At 48.2% G+C, this 15,754-nt stretch carries 12 protein-coding genes, 2 tRNA genes and 1 pseudogene; 3 read left to right on the plus strand and 12 right to left on the minus strand.

The window, feature by feature from the left end:
• Positions 1-32: 32 nt before the first annotated feature.
• Complete coding sequence (locus tag OK023_RS10560) at positions 33-470, minus strand: TraR/DksA C4-type zinc finger protein (RefSeq protein ID WP_317692694.1); 438 nt, start codon at positions 468-470, stop codon at positions 33-35.
• Positions 471-1,076: 606 nt separating this feature from the next.
• Positions 1,077-1,286 (minus strand): glycogen synthesis protein, encoded by a 210-nt coding sequence (locus OK023_RS10565; protein ID WP_317692695.1) that lies wholly within the window; start codon positions 1,284-1,286, stop codon positions 1,077-1,079.
• A 413-nt stretch (positions 1,287-1,699) separates the two neighbouring features.
• Here OK023_RS10565 and OK023_RS10570 point away from each other — a divergent pair, with 413 nt between their 5' ends.
• Positions 1,700-2,140 (plus strand): hypothetical protein, encoded by a 441-nt coding sequence (locus OK023_RS10570; RefSeq protein WP_317692696.1) that lies wholly within the window; start codon positions 1,700-1,702, stop codon positions 2,138-2,140.
• Positions 2,141-2,379: 239 nt separating this feature from the next.
• Here OK023_RS10570 and alaC read toward each other — a convergent pair whose 3' ends face one another.
• Together alaC and OK023_RS10580 are read right to left on the minus strand one after the other, a co-directional pair.
• Positions 2,380-3,612, minus strand: coding sequence for an alanine transaminase (gene alaC, locus OK023_RS10575; RefSeq protein WP_317692697.1), 1,233 nt, complete (start codon positions 3,610-3,612; stop codon positions 2,380-2,382).
• A 116-nt stretch (positions 3,613-3,728) separates the two neighbouring features.
• A complete protein-coding gene (locus OK023_RS10580) occupies positions 3,729-4,229 on the minus strand; it encodes a GNAT family protein (RefSeq protein ID WP_317697644.1) in 501 nt (166 codons plus the stop codon).
• Between the two features lie 200 nt (positions 4,230-4,429).
• On the opposite strand from OK023_RS10580, the gene OK023_RS10585 reads away from it, so the two are divergent.
• Positions 4,430-5,674 (plus strand): DUF1479 domain-containing protein, encoded by a 1,245-nt coding sequence (locus tag OK023_RS10585; RefSeq protein ID WP_317692698.1) that lies wholly within the window; start codon positions 4,430-4,432, stop codon positions 5,672-5,674.
• 95 nt (positions 5,675-5,769) lie between these two features.
• Here the strand turns inward: OK023_RS10585 and glk are convergent, their stop codons facing one another.
• From glk to OK023_RS10600, 3 genes are all read right to left on the minus strand, one after another.
• Positions 5,770-6,783, minus strand: a complete 1,014-nt coding sequence (gene glk, locus OK023_RS10590; RefSeq protein WP_317697646.1) for a glucokinase — start codon at positions 6,781-6,783, stop codon at positions 5,770-5,772.
• Positions 6,784-6,943: 160 nt separating this feature from the next.
• A complete protein-coding gene (locus tag OK023_RS10595; protein ID WP_317692699.1) occupies positions 6,944-7,636 on the minus strand; it encodes an aspartate/glutamate racemase family protein in 693 nt (230 codons plus the stop codon).
• Between the two features lie 306 nt (positions 7,637-7,942).
• The gene (locus OK023_RS10600; protein WP_317692700.1) at positions 7,943-9,604 is read right to left on the minus strand and encodes an alpha-keto acid decarboxylase family protein; all 1,662 of its coding nucleotides are present in this window, start codon (positions 9,602-9,604) and stop codon (positions 7,943-7,945) included.
• A 568-nt stretch (positions 9,605-10,172) separates the two neighbouring features.
• On the opposite strand from OK023_RS10600, the gene mgrA reads away from it, so the two are divergent.
• On the plus strand, positions 10,173-11,162 hold the full coding sequence (gene mgrA, locus OK023_RS10605; RefSeq protein ID WP_317692701.1) for an L-glyceraldehyde 3-phosphate reductase: 990 nt from the start codon (positions 10,173-10,175) through the stop codon (positions 11,160-11,162).
• A 324-nt stretch (positions 11,163-11,486) separates the two neighbouring features.
• Here the strand turns inward: mgrA and OK023_RS10610 are convergent, their stop codons facing one another.
• From OK023_RS10610 to gltX, 5 genes and pseudogenes are all read right to left on the minus strand, one after another.
• A complete protein-coding gene (locus OK023_RS10610; protein ID WP_317692702.1) occupies positions 11,487-12,725 on the minus strand; it encodes an Nramp family divalent metal transporter in 1,239 nt (412 codons plus the stop codon).
• Between the two features lie 126 nt (positions 12,726-12,851).
• A pseudogene (locus OK023_RS10615) lies at positions 12,852-13,548 on the minus strand (IS1 family transposase).
• A gap of 91 nt (positions 13,549-13,639) precedes the next feature.
• A tRNA-Ala gene (locus OK023_RS10620) sits at positions 13,640-13,715 on the minus strand.
• 61 nt (positions 13,716-13,776) lie between these two features.
• A tRNA-Ala gene (locus tag OK023_RS10625) sits at positions 13,777-13,852 on the minus strand.
• Positions 13,853-14,072: 220 nt separating this feature from the next.
• On the minus strand, positions 14,073-15,488 hold the full coding sequence (gene gltX, locus OK023_RS10630) for a glutamate--tRNA ligase (RefSeq protein WP_317692703.1): 1,416 nt from the start codon (positions 15,486-15,488) through the stop codon (positions 14,073-14,075).
• Positions 15,489-15,754: the final 266 nt, after the last annotated feature.

A 15,754-nucleotide genomic window follows, 5' to 3' on the forward strand; every position in this document is an offset into this window, starting at 1 on the left:
TCACGTATGTCGACATGTTGGCGCGAGTTTGCTTAAAATGAAGTCGACTTGCTTTTACGTAAGTGAGGTTCTCGCATTTCTTGCGCCGTTTTGGCCTCAATGCCCAACTCCGCAGTGGGGCGTAATAACAAACGCGGTAATCCTATCGGCTCTCCTGTTTCAAGACAGTAGCCATAATCACCATTTTCCAAACGTGCCAATGCAGCTGTTAACTTTGGTAACAAGCGACTTTCGCGATCTAATTGGCGAAACAACAATCGAAGATCTTCCTCACGTGCGGCCTTATCAGCTTCATCACCGCTTAGATCACCGCCATTGATATCACATTTCAGTCGCTCAATGTGTTGCCAGAGTTTTTGCTGTTCCTCCAACAACCGTTGACGGAAAAATGCCAACTGTTCAGCATTCATGTAATCAGATTCAGGCATCGCCAGCAGTTGCTGCTCACTTAACAACGTTAATACTGTCATGGGACTCTCCGACACTAAAATTCGTTATATAGTAACATTTATCCATCTTAAAATGTTAATAATAAACAATCACTTTATTAACAATGCATTAGCACCAATACCTGTTTTGTTGCTTGCACATGATTGACTATAGGGGGTTAATAGCTTGGCAACCCACCCAATCATAGGTAACAGAGAGGCCATCATGAGTAAGGGAATGGATAGCAAGAAAAATACGAAAAAAAAGCCTTTAAAAACCCCAGCCGAGAAACGTGCAGATAGACGCACTAAAAAAGGGCAAAAATCCGGTGAATAAATAATCAGATTTCATTAGAAGTTGAATCCACACTGAAGCCCTGAGGGATTTGCCGCTCTACCCAGTCGCTTGATCTTCGTAAGCACGTGGAGTCGTGGGGCTCCTCACTGAGGATGAGTCCTTGGGGGGCAGTAACGTTTTCACGTAACTCTGGTTATCTCACCCGCATAAGCTTGTTATTATCCCTACAAATGTAAGAATTATCCTCGTCTAGGCGGTATTTCGGGGGAGATGACGGCGCATAGGGCAATTAGGGGAACAGTTTTATACCACGCCGGTGCCCTCCATTCGCACCGGCACTGTTAGATACGTTAAGCGGGTTCAGTTTGCTTTTTATAAATAGCACGATAGTAATTTAGCCTTTCAAAAAAACTATCGCTTTGTTCACGTGGCATGTTTCCTGCCACATTAAGAGCATTGACTTCACGTCCCTGGAACTCTAAGAATGCGACTGTAGAAGCGAGAAAATCCATATTGCTCGTATTCTTCGCATAGATATAACACTTTTCTAAAGCCTCCATTGGCTCCTCCTGAACGTTTCACCGAAAATGACGTGCTACAATCAAGAATAGAGTGGCCCATACATAAAATGAGCTTTACTCTTAAATATGCTTGGGTGCTTAAAAAGTACACGCACACTTTCTAGTCTAGTGCATAAATGTTATATGCGCCTACTCAGGTATAAAAATATCTATGCCTCTTTTCGCCTAGGAATTTGCGCGAAATCTGGAAGAAAAATTGAACGCAGGCAACTCATGAACCACGTAGCAAAATGTGGAAAATAAGTATATAACGACGCTATAACGTACTCAAATAGAGGGATATCACTGCTAACCCGCAACGTGAATGAACTCAGCTTATAGATCACAACCTGGCATTATTGCCGCCAAACGCTCACAATGCCGCTTTACTCTTCTATCAAGCAGGAAATATCATGCCTTGCGACTACCCCGCTCAGTACACTTTTGATAAAGAAAGCGACGTTTGGAAAATTACTTTTCGTGATTTTCCCCAACAGCAAGCCGCCTGCTATAAACGCGAAGATGTTGAACTTGAAGCACAGGAAAACCTATTAATAGCGATTGCTACTGAAATAGAAGAAGGCCGTCAGGTTTCGCCGCCTTCGGCACTGCAGCCTGGCGAAATCGCCATCCACTTACCCGTATTGGTTAAATTGAAGTTGTCGCTGCATAATCTTATGGTGAGTTCTGGCACTTCAAAAGTCTTGTTAGCACGACAAATGGGCCTTAACGGCGCACAAATTGATCGGCTTCTTGATGTCGCTTATGCTTCGAAGGTAGAAGCTCTAGAACAAGCCTTGTTTCTACTCGGCTATGAGGTGCATACTTCAGTAACGGCGATCCGTGGCACTTAAAATTGATTAAGTATGGTCCTCCTCGCAATAATACTCGCCATGGGTGTGACGTATTGTTGGGGGTTCCCTTATGTATCATTGCCCACTGACTGTAGATATTTCCAATAGGCTAAACCTTCACTGATTTTCACCAATGTGGCATTGCATGACCACCGATTTGGGAAGGCAGGGACAAGAACACTGCAAATGCCCATCGGTCTCAAAAGGAGGGAACGGTTTGTTCCCTCCCGTTATAACGATTATTTTATCTTGGGTTCAGCGGCTTTTGGTTGTTTGATTAAACCATCAGCACGGAACATAGCTTTGATACCACGCACTGCCTGACGGATACGGTCCTGGTTCTCGATCAGCGCAAATCGCACGTGGGTATCACCATAATCACCAAAGCCTATCCCAGGGGATACGCAGACTTTCGCATCCGCCAACAGACGCTTGGCGAACTCAAGCGAACCCAAGTGGGCATATGCTTCAGGAATTTTCGCCCACACATACATGGAGGCTTTCGGGTTCTCCACCATCCAACCGGCTTCGTGCAAGCCTTTCACCAATACATTACGACGCTGGCGATACTGTTCGGCAATGTCCAACACACACTGCTGATCGCCTTCCAATGCAGCAATAGCCGCCACCTGTAATGGGGTGAACGTACCATAGTCATGGTAACTTTTAATGCGCGCCAATGCGCCGACCAGTTGCCGATTACCAACCATAAAACCAATACGCCACCCTGCCATATTGTAACTTTTTGACAGTGTGAAGAACTCTACCGCAATGTCTTTCGCTCCCGGCACCTGCATAATAGAAGGCGCTTTCCAGCCATCATAGACAATGTCAGCATAAGCCAGATCGTGTATTACCAATACGTCGTACTGTTTTGCCAACGCCACCACGCGCTCAAAGAAATCCAATTCCACGCATTGCGCCGTCGGGTTAGACGGGAACCCCAGGATCATCATTTTGGGTCGAGGAATGGATTCGCGGATAGCTCGCTCCAGTTCACCAAAAAAATCTACACCTTCCGCCAACGGCACAGAGCGCACCTGAGCACCGGCAATCACCGCCCCATAAATATGGATTGGATAACTTGGGTTTGGCACGAGTACCGTATCTCCATGGTCGAGCGTCGCCAACATAAGGTGAGCCAGCCCCTCTTTGGAACCGATGGTGACAATTGCCTCACTTTCTGGGTCAATGTCGACCTGATAGCGTTTCTGATACCATTGCGAGATTGCGCGGCGTAAACGAGGTATACCGCGCGACGTGGAGTAACCATGAGTATCTTCGCGTTGTGCTACTGCACAGAGTTTTTCAACGATGTGTGGCGGAGTTGGACCATCCGGATTGCCCATACTGAAATCGATAATATCTTCACCGCGACGGCGCGCAGCCATTTTCAGTTCAGAGGTGATATTAAAAACGTAAGGGGGAAGACGTTCAATTCGCGTGAAACGGCGTGGGTTGTTATCAGACATAGATCCCTCAAGAGACGTTAGCGCCCGGACCATCCGAGCGACGTTGGCCAGTTTGTGGCCAGATCTCGAAAATAGCGCAGCCCTATCTGGCTGTCGAGCACTTTTGATAACAATCTTTACCGGCCTTGCGCCACGAACTCGGCTTGCAATAGCCCCAGTCGCCAATCATCACACCATTGGCCTGCCAGGCGATAATTATCACGCAGCGTCCCTTCCAACTGGAAACCGCTGCTCTCTAGCAAAGACCTTGACGCGATATTTCCTTCCGTAACGGTCGCTGTCATTTTGTGAAAACCGCAGGTATTGAAAGCAAAGTCCAACAAAGCCAAAAGTGACTCTTTACCGTACCCCTTCCTCTGCTCTTCAGGCAAACTGCCAAAACCGACTTCGGCCTGCCGAAAAGGATGCCACTCAGGACGAAAACCCGTTATCCCCACAGCATTTCCCGTAGTCTTCTCTCTCAGTACCAAACACAACCAACGTTCCCCATGTTTATCCCATTCGGGCAATCGGGCCTCAAAGCGAGCTCGGATCTCGTCCTCTGACAGCGAATCTGCGATATAGCGCATTACCTGAGGATCTTGATATAAGCGCAGAAATAATGGCCAGTCATACATTGTAAGAGAGTTAAGTCGCAAGCGAGCGGTTTCTAGCTTTAACACAGTCTTCTCCGAAAAACGAAAACAAATAAGTTTCGAATGAAACTTAATCCTTTATTTATCCCTTTCAAACACAGATAATCTTTAACGTCTTTAAAACAATAAAACAACCTAAGCCCTACCCAACGGTTACCCAATAGCGGTATCAGGAGAACACCATGGCCTCATTAGTTATCAATGATATTCCTTCCGCAATAAAAAGCGTTAAACAGCAACTGCGCCGAACACTACCCAATTATCAACAAGTATTCCTAGCCCTAGAAGAAAATATTCGTCAGCAGGTTGAACAAATCCGCCTGGAATTAGCTAACGGTCAGGATCCGGTACCGCAGATTGATGCCGAGGATATTCTGCTACAGCGTGTCAGTGAACAACAAAAAGCCATCATAAAACAACGTGGCACCTGCGCTATTCGCGGTGTATTCCCTCGCCGTCAGGCAGAAGCCTGGAACCAGGAAATCGGTAATTATCTCGAACGCAATAATTTCATCGAACATCTGAAAAATGCCGCCGAAGATAACTACTTTGGCAAATTGGCAGCCAGTAAACCGCAGATATATGGCATTTACTGGTCCAAGCCGCAAGTTGAAGCCCGCCAAGATCAACGCATGCACGCTGTGCAGGTGTTTCTTAACAGTCTTTGGGATACCGAAAGTAACGGTAAGCAGCATTTTGACCCTACACGTGTAGCCTCTTATGCCGATCGTACTCGCCGCCGCCCGCCAAACTCGTCTTCATTGGGCCTTTCGCCACATGTAGACAGTGGAACAATTGAACGCTGGCTGGATGAAAATTTCCGCTATGTATATCGCCACGTCTTCTCCGGTAACTGGCAACAATATGACCCCTTTGCTGCAGATGGTCGTACCGAAGTGCGTGAAATCGCCTCACCCGCCGTCTGTTCTATGTTCCGTACTTTCCAAGGATGGACGGCACTAACGCCACAGCGAACTAACGCCGGTACGCTCAATGTGGTACCGATTGCTAACGCAATGGCCTATATTCTGTTGCGCGCGCTGCAGGATGATGTGGCTGAAGATGATCTCTGTGGTGCTGCGCCTGGCCGCGCTTTATCCATCTCGGAAAAATGGCATCCGCTTTTATTACAAGGATTATCCCCTATTCCCGATCTGGAGCCAGGGGATACCGTGTTCTGGCATTGCGATGTGATCCACTCGGTGGAAAACGAGCATAATGGCGAGTTTGACAGCAACGTGATGTACATCGCTGCAGCACCGGGTTGCGACAAGAATGACGCCTATCTGGAACGACAATTACCCAGCTTCTTATCGGGAAAAACGCCGCCAGACTTCGCCCCAGATGATTTTGAGGTGGACTTTAGCGGCCGTGCAACTGCCGAAATACTCACCCCATTAGGTAAAACGCAACTCGGTATCAAATAAGGTCAGCATTCTGCGGTGGCACCAAGCCACCGCACATTCCGGTTTTTACCAATCTGCTGTCATGACCAGCCCTTGGCATGCTGAGTGTCTGTGCCTTACAGATCTATGCCCATCGTCTGACGCAGGTGGGCTCCTGCTCCCAATAACCCCGGTTGGGAATGGGTGATCATAAACACCGGGATCGGCTTAACGTAGTCCTTAAACCGGCCTTTATCTTCAAAAGCAGCACGGAACCCGGATGCTTTAAAAAACTCCATAAAGCGCGGCACAATCCCACCAGCGATATATACACCACCGAAGGTGCCAAGATTCAACGCCAGATTTCCGCCAAAACGCCCCAGAATCACACAAAACAGTGACAAGGCACGCAGACAATCCGTACAGCTTTCAGCCAACGCACGTTCTGTAATATCTTTAGGTGCCCATTTCTCCGGTAAACGGTTATCTGCCTTGACGATAGCACGATACAGATTTACCAGTCCTGGGCCTGACAGCACGCGCTCTGCGGATACATGCCCAACTTCACTGCGCAGTACTTTGAGAATGATATCCTCTTCTTCACTGTTTGGCGCAAAATCCACATGCCCCCCTTCACCCGGTAAGCTTACCCAACGGCGGTTAACATGGACAAGATGAGCAACGCCAAGGCCAGTACCTGCCCCATAAACCGCTATTGGTTTATCTTTTTGCGCTTTTGCTCCACCGAACTGAAGCACATCGGCTTCAGACAACATTGGAATGGCCATCGAAACCGCAGTAAAGTCGTTAATCACTTCCAGATGCTTCAGCCCAAGGCTGGTTTTCATTGCACTGATAGAGAAAGCCCAAGAGTGGTTGGTCATTGCAACCCAATCTTCAGTTACCGGGCAAGCAATAGCAATACAGGCATCCTGGATCTGAAGCTGTTGCTCACCGAGGTATTGGCGGATCACCGCTTCCAGGCTATCAAACTCCAGGCCGGAATAGGTTTTTGACTGAGTGATTTCACCCGTCTCGATACTGCACAGAGCAAAGCGAGCATTAGTACCGCCAACATCGCCTACGAGAGCATAGGTCATCGCTGTTTTCTCCATAAGATGAATAATGCAAAACGGCGTACACTTTAAAATCACGCCACTAAAACAACAATCACCATTCTATTGTCCACAGTACAATAGCGAGCCTGGTCACAAAAACATTTAAGAACATGTATTTTTTGCAGATTTATTTCTTCTGGATTACAAAATAGAGGAACTGATACTGCCGAGCACACACACCTCAGTGTGTCAGTTAAGCCAGCGCGAACTCCGCAGCAGCACGTGCGTGAATTGCCGTGGTGTCAAAAACAGGTACCGCAGCATCTTGTGCGCCAACCAACAGACCTATCTCGGTACAGCCAAAGATAATCCCTTGTGCACCCCGTTGTTCAAGATTACTGATAATTCTGCAGTATTCATCACGGGAAGCATCGAGGATCTTGCCCAAGCACAGTTCTTCATAAATGATACGGTGTACAATCTCGCGATCGGCCTCCAGCGGAGTGAACACTTCAATGCCAAATCGCTCCTGCAAACGCCCACGGTAAAAATCCTGCTCCATGGTAAAACGTGTGCCCAGAAGCCCAATACGGCGTAGACCTTGCTGACCTACCTGCACTGCAGTAGCATCGGCAATATGAATCAGCGGCAAACCACTGGCTTGCTCCACAACATCAGCCACTTTGTGCATGGTATTCGTACAAATAACGATTGCCTCAGCACCGGCAGCGCGCAGTGAAACGGCAGCACTGGCTAATAGACAGCCAGCCTTTTCCCAATCTCCCTGGTGTTGAAAACGCTCTACTTCCTGAAAATCAACGCTATAGAGCACGATTTTAGCTGAATGCAACCCACCTAACTGATGTTTTACCTGCTCATTGATGATGCGATAATAAGGAATGGTTGACTCCCAACTCATTCCTCCCAGTAAGCCCAACACTTTCATCCTTGTTCTCCCTACGCAGGTTAATCTCGTCGACCAGACATTATCTGAGAACCTGCCAACTGGCGATAGGTTATTTTACTCGCTGTGATGTTACCTAACAGACATGCGTTCAATATCAAAATGCTCGACGCCGTGCACCACCATTATCTGACAGCTAGTCATTGACGACTGCCAGTCTTAGCTCAAGAGATTTCTTTAGTTTGAACATAAAAAACTGCACCTTAATCAGTTGGTATCCAACTTTTGAGGTGCAGTTCAAACCTGCGGGATTGCAATGATTGGTTCAACTATTGAAAACGCCGCCCATCAAGCTGCTGCATTACGTGATTGGAGAGCTTTGGAAACCGTATCCAGTAGTTCTGGGATATCCATCTTCGGCAACACAACTTCTATAAAAATTAATTGTTCCCGACCGCCAATATCTTCAAGAGCCAGGCGTAACTGTTCTGGTTCGCTCACACGTAAACAGGTCATATGATGATCGATTGCCAGTGCCTGCGGCAACCGCGTCCAATCCCATTGAGCAATATCGTTGTAACGCTGCTCTGGCCCGTGGATTGCCCGCTCAACAGTGTAACCATCATTATTCAACAGGAAGATCACCGGTTTTTGACCATCGCGCAACATGGTTCCCAATTCCTGAACGGTCAGTTGGGCAGCACCATCACCTATCAGCAATACAATACGGCGAAGAGGTTCAGCGGTCTGTGCCCCAAAAGCGGCTGGCAACGTATAGCCGATCGAGCCCCACAATGCCTGTACAATAAATCGGCACCCACTTGGCAATGTCAACGCGGCGGCACCAAAACATGAGGTTCCCTGTTCGGCAATCAGAATATCCCCCGGTTGCAGAAAGCTTTGTATCTGCTGCCAGAAACTATGTTGATCCAGACTTCCCCCACTCGAGTCAGGCAGCGATGGACTCTTGAACGAAGGTAATGACCAAAACCTAGTCAACGGCAACGTCAACTGATGAAGCGCCTTTACTGCGTCACACATCGGTATCTGACTGAACACCTGCTCCCCAACTCTAGCCTCAAAAGGTTGTATCTCGATACATTTTTGACGGGGTAAATTATGGCTGAACCCTGCTGTGATCGTATCTGTAAAACGCACACCAACGTTAATGATGACGTCAGCCCCCTCAATCAGCTGTTTTATCTGTGGAGCGCTGGCAGCAGCGGCGTAGGTGCCAGTGAAGCAGGGATGAGATTCATCCAACACCCCTTTCCCCAGTAATAATGTTGAATGGGGGATATTCACTTCATTCATCCAAGTTTCCAGCACGGTTTCTGCACCAAATCGCTCGGCAAGAAAGTCCGCCAATAGAGAAACGCGTTGCGCGGCCTGTAATTTTTCCTGCGCAGCAATAATGAACGCCTGCAGCGAATCGTCAGAGAGGTCAGGCTGCCGCAATATAAGAGGGGAAGGTCTTGAAGCTAGCGGAGCTTCTGCTACGTCGCTCGGTAACAGCAGGTAAACCGGACGACGTTCAAACAGTGCAGAGGTTAATACACGATCGATTTCTGCCTCAGCATTGCTGGCAGTCAGGCTTGCCTGAGCGACAGTAACCTCTTTCGCCATTCGCGCGAAATGACCAAAATCGCCATCACCCAAAGAATGGTGAAGTAAATCTCCCGCATGCTGGGCACGTAAGGCGGGAGCACCAACAACATGGATCACCGGCAAATATTCGGCATAACTGCCCGCAATGCCGTTTATCGCGCTCAACTCCCCGACACCAAAAGTGGTCAGCAATGCCGCTGCGGGTTTACAACGCGCATAGCCATCAGCTGCATAGGCCGCATTCAATTCATTTGCGCACCCTACCCAGGTTATTTGTGGGTGGTCGATAACATGGTCAAGAAACTGCAGATTATAATCCCCTGGTACACCGAAAAAGTGTCGAATACCAATTTGGGCTAAACGGTCAAGGAGGTAATCTGCGACGGTGTAGTTTCTGCTCATGATCATCACCTGCAAAAAAGTAGGGATACAGCCTAAGTATTGAATGTGCGGTACAAATTTCGAACTTAATCGCTAAAAAGGCACTGGAAACCCAGCTTTACATCTGCCAAGCACCAGCAGATAAGAAAGATACCCCATAAGTAGTATTTGTAATTTGAGTGCTACTTGCGTGATCGTGCACTCTGACAGATCAAATGGAAGCGCATACACTAGACGTCTGTATTCTTTTTAATCGTCACTAGGCTGTATCCCTAACTGCACGCGAGTACCGCTGCCGATCATTTGTGTGCAGAGCAAGGCGTAAACCGCCAGGTTTAGTGGGCCCAATAAACGGTGAGCAACGCAGCAATGCGCGTAAGTGGCCCCAATCCGGAGGAGCGCGCCAAAAGCCCGTTGTCTGTGTTGTTGAGCTTGAACAGTGGGCCACTTTGCCCCCACCCTCCGCCTTGATAACGGGCTTTTGGGGTTGCAACGGCGCCACGGAAAGTGAAGGGAGATAACCTAACCACGGGCAGCTAATTAAAAGCAAACAAAACAACGCCGTTTTCTTGCACCGATAAGGATTTTTATGGTCTACAAAGCCGACTCTGCACGTTATTTGAGTATGGAATACCGCCGCTGTGGTAACAGTGGGCTAAAACTCCCCGCTGTTTCACTTGGTATGTGGCACAACTTCGGAGATAACGCGCTCAATGACAATGCACGCAACCTGGTACTTCGTGCCTTCGACCTCGGCATAACTCATTTTGATCTAGCGAATAACTACGGACCACCGCCGGGCTCAGCCGAGGAGAATTTTGGCCGTATTCTTCAACACGATCTAAAACCCTATCGCGATGAGCTGATTATCTCTTCCAAAGCAGGCTATACCATGTGGCCGGGCCCTTATGGTGATTGGGGTTCGAAAAAATATCTGGTCGCCAGTCTGCATCAAAGCTTAAAACGTATGCAGACCGAATACGTCGATATCTTCTATCATCATCGGCCGGACCCAGATACTCCTCTCGAAGAAACCATGACTGCACTCGATTTACTGGTGCGTCAGGGAAAAGCGCTGTACGTGGGGCTATCAAATTATCCTACAGAGCAAGCTAAGCAAGCATTCACCATTCTGAAACAGCTTGGAACCCCCTGTGTGATCCATCAGCCAAAGTACTCCATGTTAGAACGTTGGGTTGAAGCTGAACTGTTGGATACGTTAGAAACACATGGAGTAGGCTCCATCGCCTTCTCACCGCTAGCCGGGGGAATATTAACCGATCGTTACCTTCATGGAATTCCGCAAGATTCCCGTGTTGCCAACGGCAGCCAATTCCTGACGCCCGAACATCTTACAGAGCAGAAAATGCACAAAGTTCGCCTGTTGAACGCATTAGCTGAACAACGTGGGCAGAAACTTTCACAAATGGCGTTAGCTTGGGTACTTCGTAATGACAGGGTTACTTCGGTGTTGATCGGTGCCAGCAAAAGCAACCAGATCGAGGATGCGGTAGGTATGCTTGCCCATCGTACTTTCACTGCCGAGGAGATCGCACAAATCGAGCAGATTTTGCTGTAACGGCTTACAAAAGTCTGCTTTCACCTAACATATCTCTTTTTTATCAGATACGAGGATGTGTGTCTCAAACTGTCGCAGCCCCCCAAACACGTCATCAAGTCCTGCAACGGCACTCACATGTAATTGAGGAAAACAGCCCATTATTAGGGAGAACGTACCAATGGGGTCGTAACGACGTTACGTCTGCCTTGAGGATGGGAGCACAGGCATGTGCTCCATAATAGCCCCCTTGGTGCGCTAGGCCCGGTATCTCAGGCTAGAAGGTGACTTTGTGACAGCCTAAGGCCAGTAAAATACAGGCCTATTATTTCGCTTAGTTGGATATCAGAACAGGCTGGTTACTAATAGATAGCCATTCAGCCCTACTACCACCAACACGATCAATTTGCCCATGTTCTGCATGGTACGACTGTTGACCATATTCCCCATTAGCTCACGGTTAGCAGTAAATGCCAGCAGTGGTACCAATGCCAGTGCGATACCAAAACTCAACAATACCTGGCTCAACACCAGAATACGTGTTGCATCCATACCGAGCATAATGACGATAAAAGAGGGCATCATGGTAACAACGCGACGAACCCAGATGGGAATATAGAAGCTTACAAACCCCTGCATTACCACTTGCCCTGCCAAAGTTCCCACCACAGTGGAAGACAACCCCGCTGCTACCAGACTCAGGCCAAATATCGTGGCCGCGGCATTACCCAGCAAAGGCTGCAACGTCAAATAAGCCTGATCGAGATCGTCAATACCCGTATAGCCATTAAAATGGAAAGCGGCAGCAGCCGTTGCCATCATCGCTAGGTTAACGAAACCGGCAATCGTCATCGCAATCGCAACATCCAATTTTGTCGATGCATAGCGCTCCGATTTGGTGTTCTTATCTGCAGTCTGAGTCAATGAAGAGTGGAGGTAAATCACATGGGGCATAATAGTTGCTCCCAGCACCCCGGCAGCAAGAAACACCGCATCACCATTTGGCAAATCCGGTATTGCCATCCCTCTCACCAACCCGCTCAATTGTGGTTGGGAAAAGACCATTTCGACAATGTAGGCTGCCGCCACGAACACCAGTAGAGCGCCAATCACTAACTCCAGTGGCTTTTGCCCACGATTTTGCAGCGTCAAGATCAGCAAGGTGGCAATACCGGTGAGGATCGCACCTTCCAGTAGCGTGACGCCTAACAACAATTTGAAACCAATGGCAGCACCGATAAATTCTGCCAGATCGGTCGCCATAGCGATAATCTCCGCCTGTACCCAATAGGCCCATACGGCTGGACGCGGGAAACGATCACGGATATGTTCAGCCAGGTTTTTACCGGTAGCAATGCCGAGCTTGGCGGAAAGCAGTTGAATAAACATCGCCATAACGTTGGCCCAGACCACCACCCAAAGCAGCGTATAGCCAAAAGAAGCGCCGGATTGAATATTAGTTGCGAAATTGCCGGGGTCGATATAACCGATAGCGGCAATAAAAGCAGGTCCCATCAAAGAAAGTTTAATCTTCCCGGATGAGCGACTAGAAATTGTACTGTTGGCCATACGGCTGTTCAGCATACTGCAAACCCCTTACCAAGTATTAAGCTTACCTTTATCCTTAATTAAATGATAATAATTATCAAGTGCATTTAAAGCGGTGATATTTATCGTTGTAATAGCCAAAAAAGGGGGCGTGACGCAAATTTAGTGGTAATGGTTGATTGTCTGATACCAGCCGATGATCTTATCGTGCATTTCTTCTGACTTTGAGAAGCAAATGGTCTTGCGGGTAAGCCGCTTAAGATGGGTCCGCAAGTTCAGATTATGTCGCTCTATCCGTTGAGTGTATTTCTTGCTGATAACATGACTGGTTGAGGACAATAAAGTTCGGTATACCGGCCAGGCATCGGTCATGTAGAAGGCAATGCTAAACTGGCTCAGCAAAACCAGAAGACGCTTTAATGTCAAAACATTTCGCGGGCCAAATACATGGGCGGTGACGCGCTTTCGGATGCGGTCATAGGCATAAAACAGCCAGCGCTGATTGCCTTTACAGCGGACATACGACCACTGTTCATCGGCTTCACAGCAGATAACGACTTCTGCGCCTGGCTCAACGTTTTGCGCTACCTGATGCGGTGCAAGTTTTTTAGGTGACGAAGAACGGTGTTGAGACTTATCCGCGGTGCTCTTGCCGTATCGCGGCATCCAGAGCCATTCATCGCCATATCAACAATCGTTTGATGGGTTTCAGGTTTCGCCCCGTTGTAGCGGTAGTGGAGCTGAAAGGTTTTCAGGCACTGCTTACAGCGATAGAGTTGCGCCCCTGAACTAGAATGACCGTTTTGGATAACCCCTGAGTTTCAGGACAGTGGGGACAAACCACATCAATCTTTGCCATCAATTATCCAAAGGGTAAAGAGTACAACAACACTAAGTTTGCGTCACGACGGCAAAAAGCCGATCTTTAATAAGATCGGCTTTTTAAATGGTGGTGGAGCTAGACGGGATCGAACCGTCGACCTCTTGCATGCCATGCAAGCGCTCTCCCAGCTGAGCTATAGCCCCACAAAAGTAGCACGCGTTAACCGCGCGTTACGGTACAAACCAACCTTATGTTACATTTGGTTGGTGGAGCTAGACGGGATCGAACCGTCGACCTCTTGCATGCCATGCAAGCGCTCTCCCAGCTGAGCTATAGCCCCGATCCACAATCACAAAAGCTTGTGAACGGGGCGCATAATATGAAACCCCTGAAACCCTGTCAACGGCTAAATTGAATTCCTCGATCAAGCGCTGAAAAAGCCGCCAAGTCAGCACGTTTAAAGCTAAAAAAACGCCTTTTTTGGTAGAAGTAAACCGCTAAGCAAAAGCCCCGCAAATTACTTAGCGGGGCTCTGCCTGTTTCACTAGGGTCGCGTAGGATCAAGCCTGAGCTTCACGCTCTGCAATGTAGGCCAACGCTTGATCAATACGTTGTAAAGAACGGGCCTGCCCTATGGCATGCACGGTAACATCCATACCCGGTGACTGCCCGGCACCGGTAACAGCAACACGCAAAGGCATCCCCACTTTACCCATGCCGACACCCAGTTCATCGGCAGTACCCTGAATAGCGTTATGAACATTTTCAGGTGTCCAGATGCTGATTGCTGACAACTTGGTTCGTACAGCCTCAAGCGGCTCACGTGCTACAGGGCGCAGGTGTTTTTTAGCCGCATCCGCATCAAACTCACTAAAATCCTGATAGAAGTAATGGCAGGATTGCGCCATTTCCTTCAGCGTTTTACAACGCTCGCCCAGCAGTTTAACCAGGTCTTTCAGCTCCGGGCCGTTACGGGTTTCAATACCTTGCTGTTCAATATGCCAAGCAAGATACACTGCGACTTCTTCTGCTGGCATATGGTTGATATAATGATGATTCAGCCACTGTAGTTTCTCGGTATTGAATGCGCTTGCCGACTTACTAATTGCATCCAGCGTGAAGAACGCTTTCATTTCATCAACAGTGAAGATTTCCTGATCGCCGTGGGACCAACCCAGACGAACCAGATAGTTCAACAACGCCTGCGGCAAATAGCCATCGTCACGATACTGCATTACCCCAACCGCACCGTGGCGTTTAGACAATTTTTTACCATCATCACCCAGAATCATAGATACATGGGCATACTCCGGTACTGGAGCCCCCAGTGCTTTCAGGATGTTAATCTGCCGCGGCGTGTTATTGATATGATCCTCACCGCGGATCACGTGGGTAATTTCCATATCCCAATCGTCAATCACCACACAGAAGTTATAGGTTGGCGCACCGTCAGTGCGGCGAATGATTAGATCGTCTAATTCCTGATTGCTGAATTCAATTAGGCCACGGATTTTATCATCAAAAATTACCGAGCCTTCCTGCGGGTTACAAAAGCGCACCACATGCGGCTGACCTTCGGTATGACTGCACTGACTATCGCGGCAGTGGCCGTCATAACGTGGCTTTTCGCCATTCGCCATCTGCTGTTCGCGTAAGGCTTCAAGGCGTTCTTTAGAGCAATAGCATCTATAGGCAGTCCCTTTTTCAAGCATTTCATCAATCACTGCATTGTAACGATCGAAACGCTTGGTCTGGAAATAAGGGCCTTCATCCCAATCCAGATTCAACCAGTTCATGCCATCCATAATTGCGTCGATCGCATCCTGGGTTGAGCGTTCGAGATCGGTATCTTCGATACGCAGTACAAACTCACCGCCAGCATGACGGCTAAATAACCAGGAATACAGCGCAGTACGAGCTCCGCCGACATGAAGATAGCCGGTTGGGCTTGGTGCAAAACGGGTTTTTATTTTCATTAAGCTCACTGCCTTATTACACAATGCGTATCGGCAGGGTGCCGACGATTGCCAGGAATTGGAAAAGTGGCCTACATTCTACCACTCCATAGCAATTCCTCAACGCTGACACACTATTGCCAAGCGGCATTAGGAGAAGTTGGCGGCACGTTTCGCATGATAAGGTGTAAAAAATCAGCATAGCTGACAGTTCAGCAATGTCCCTTAAATCGCGCCTGCCTAAATTTGCGGCGAACAGATGAAAACGTTTTAAAAAGCGTTGACTC

This window comes from Serratia sp. UGAL515B_01 (genome assembly GCF_033095805.1).
Classification (GTDB): domain Bacteria; phylum Pseudomonadota; class Gammaproteobacteria; order Enterobacterales; family Enterobacteriaceae; genus Chania.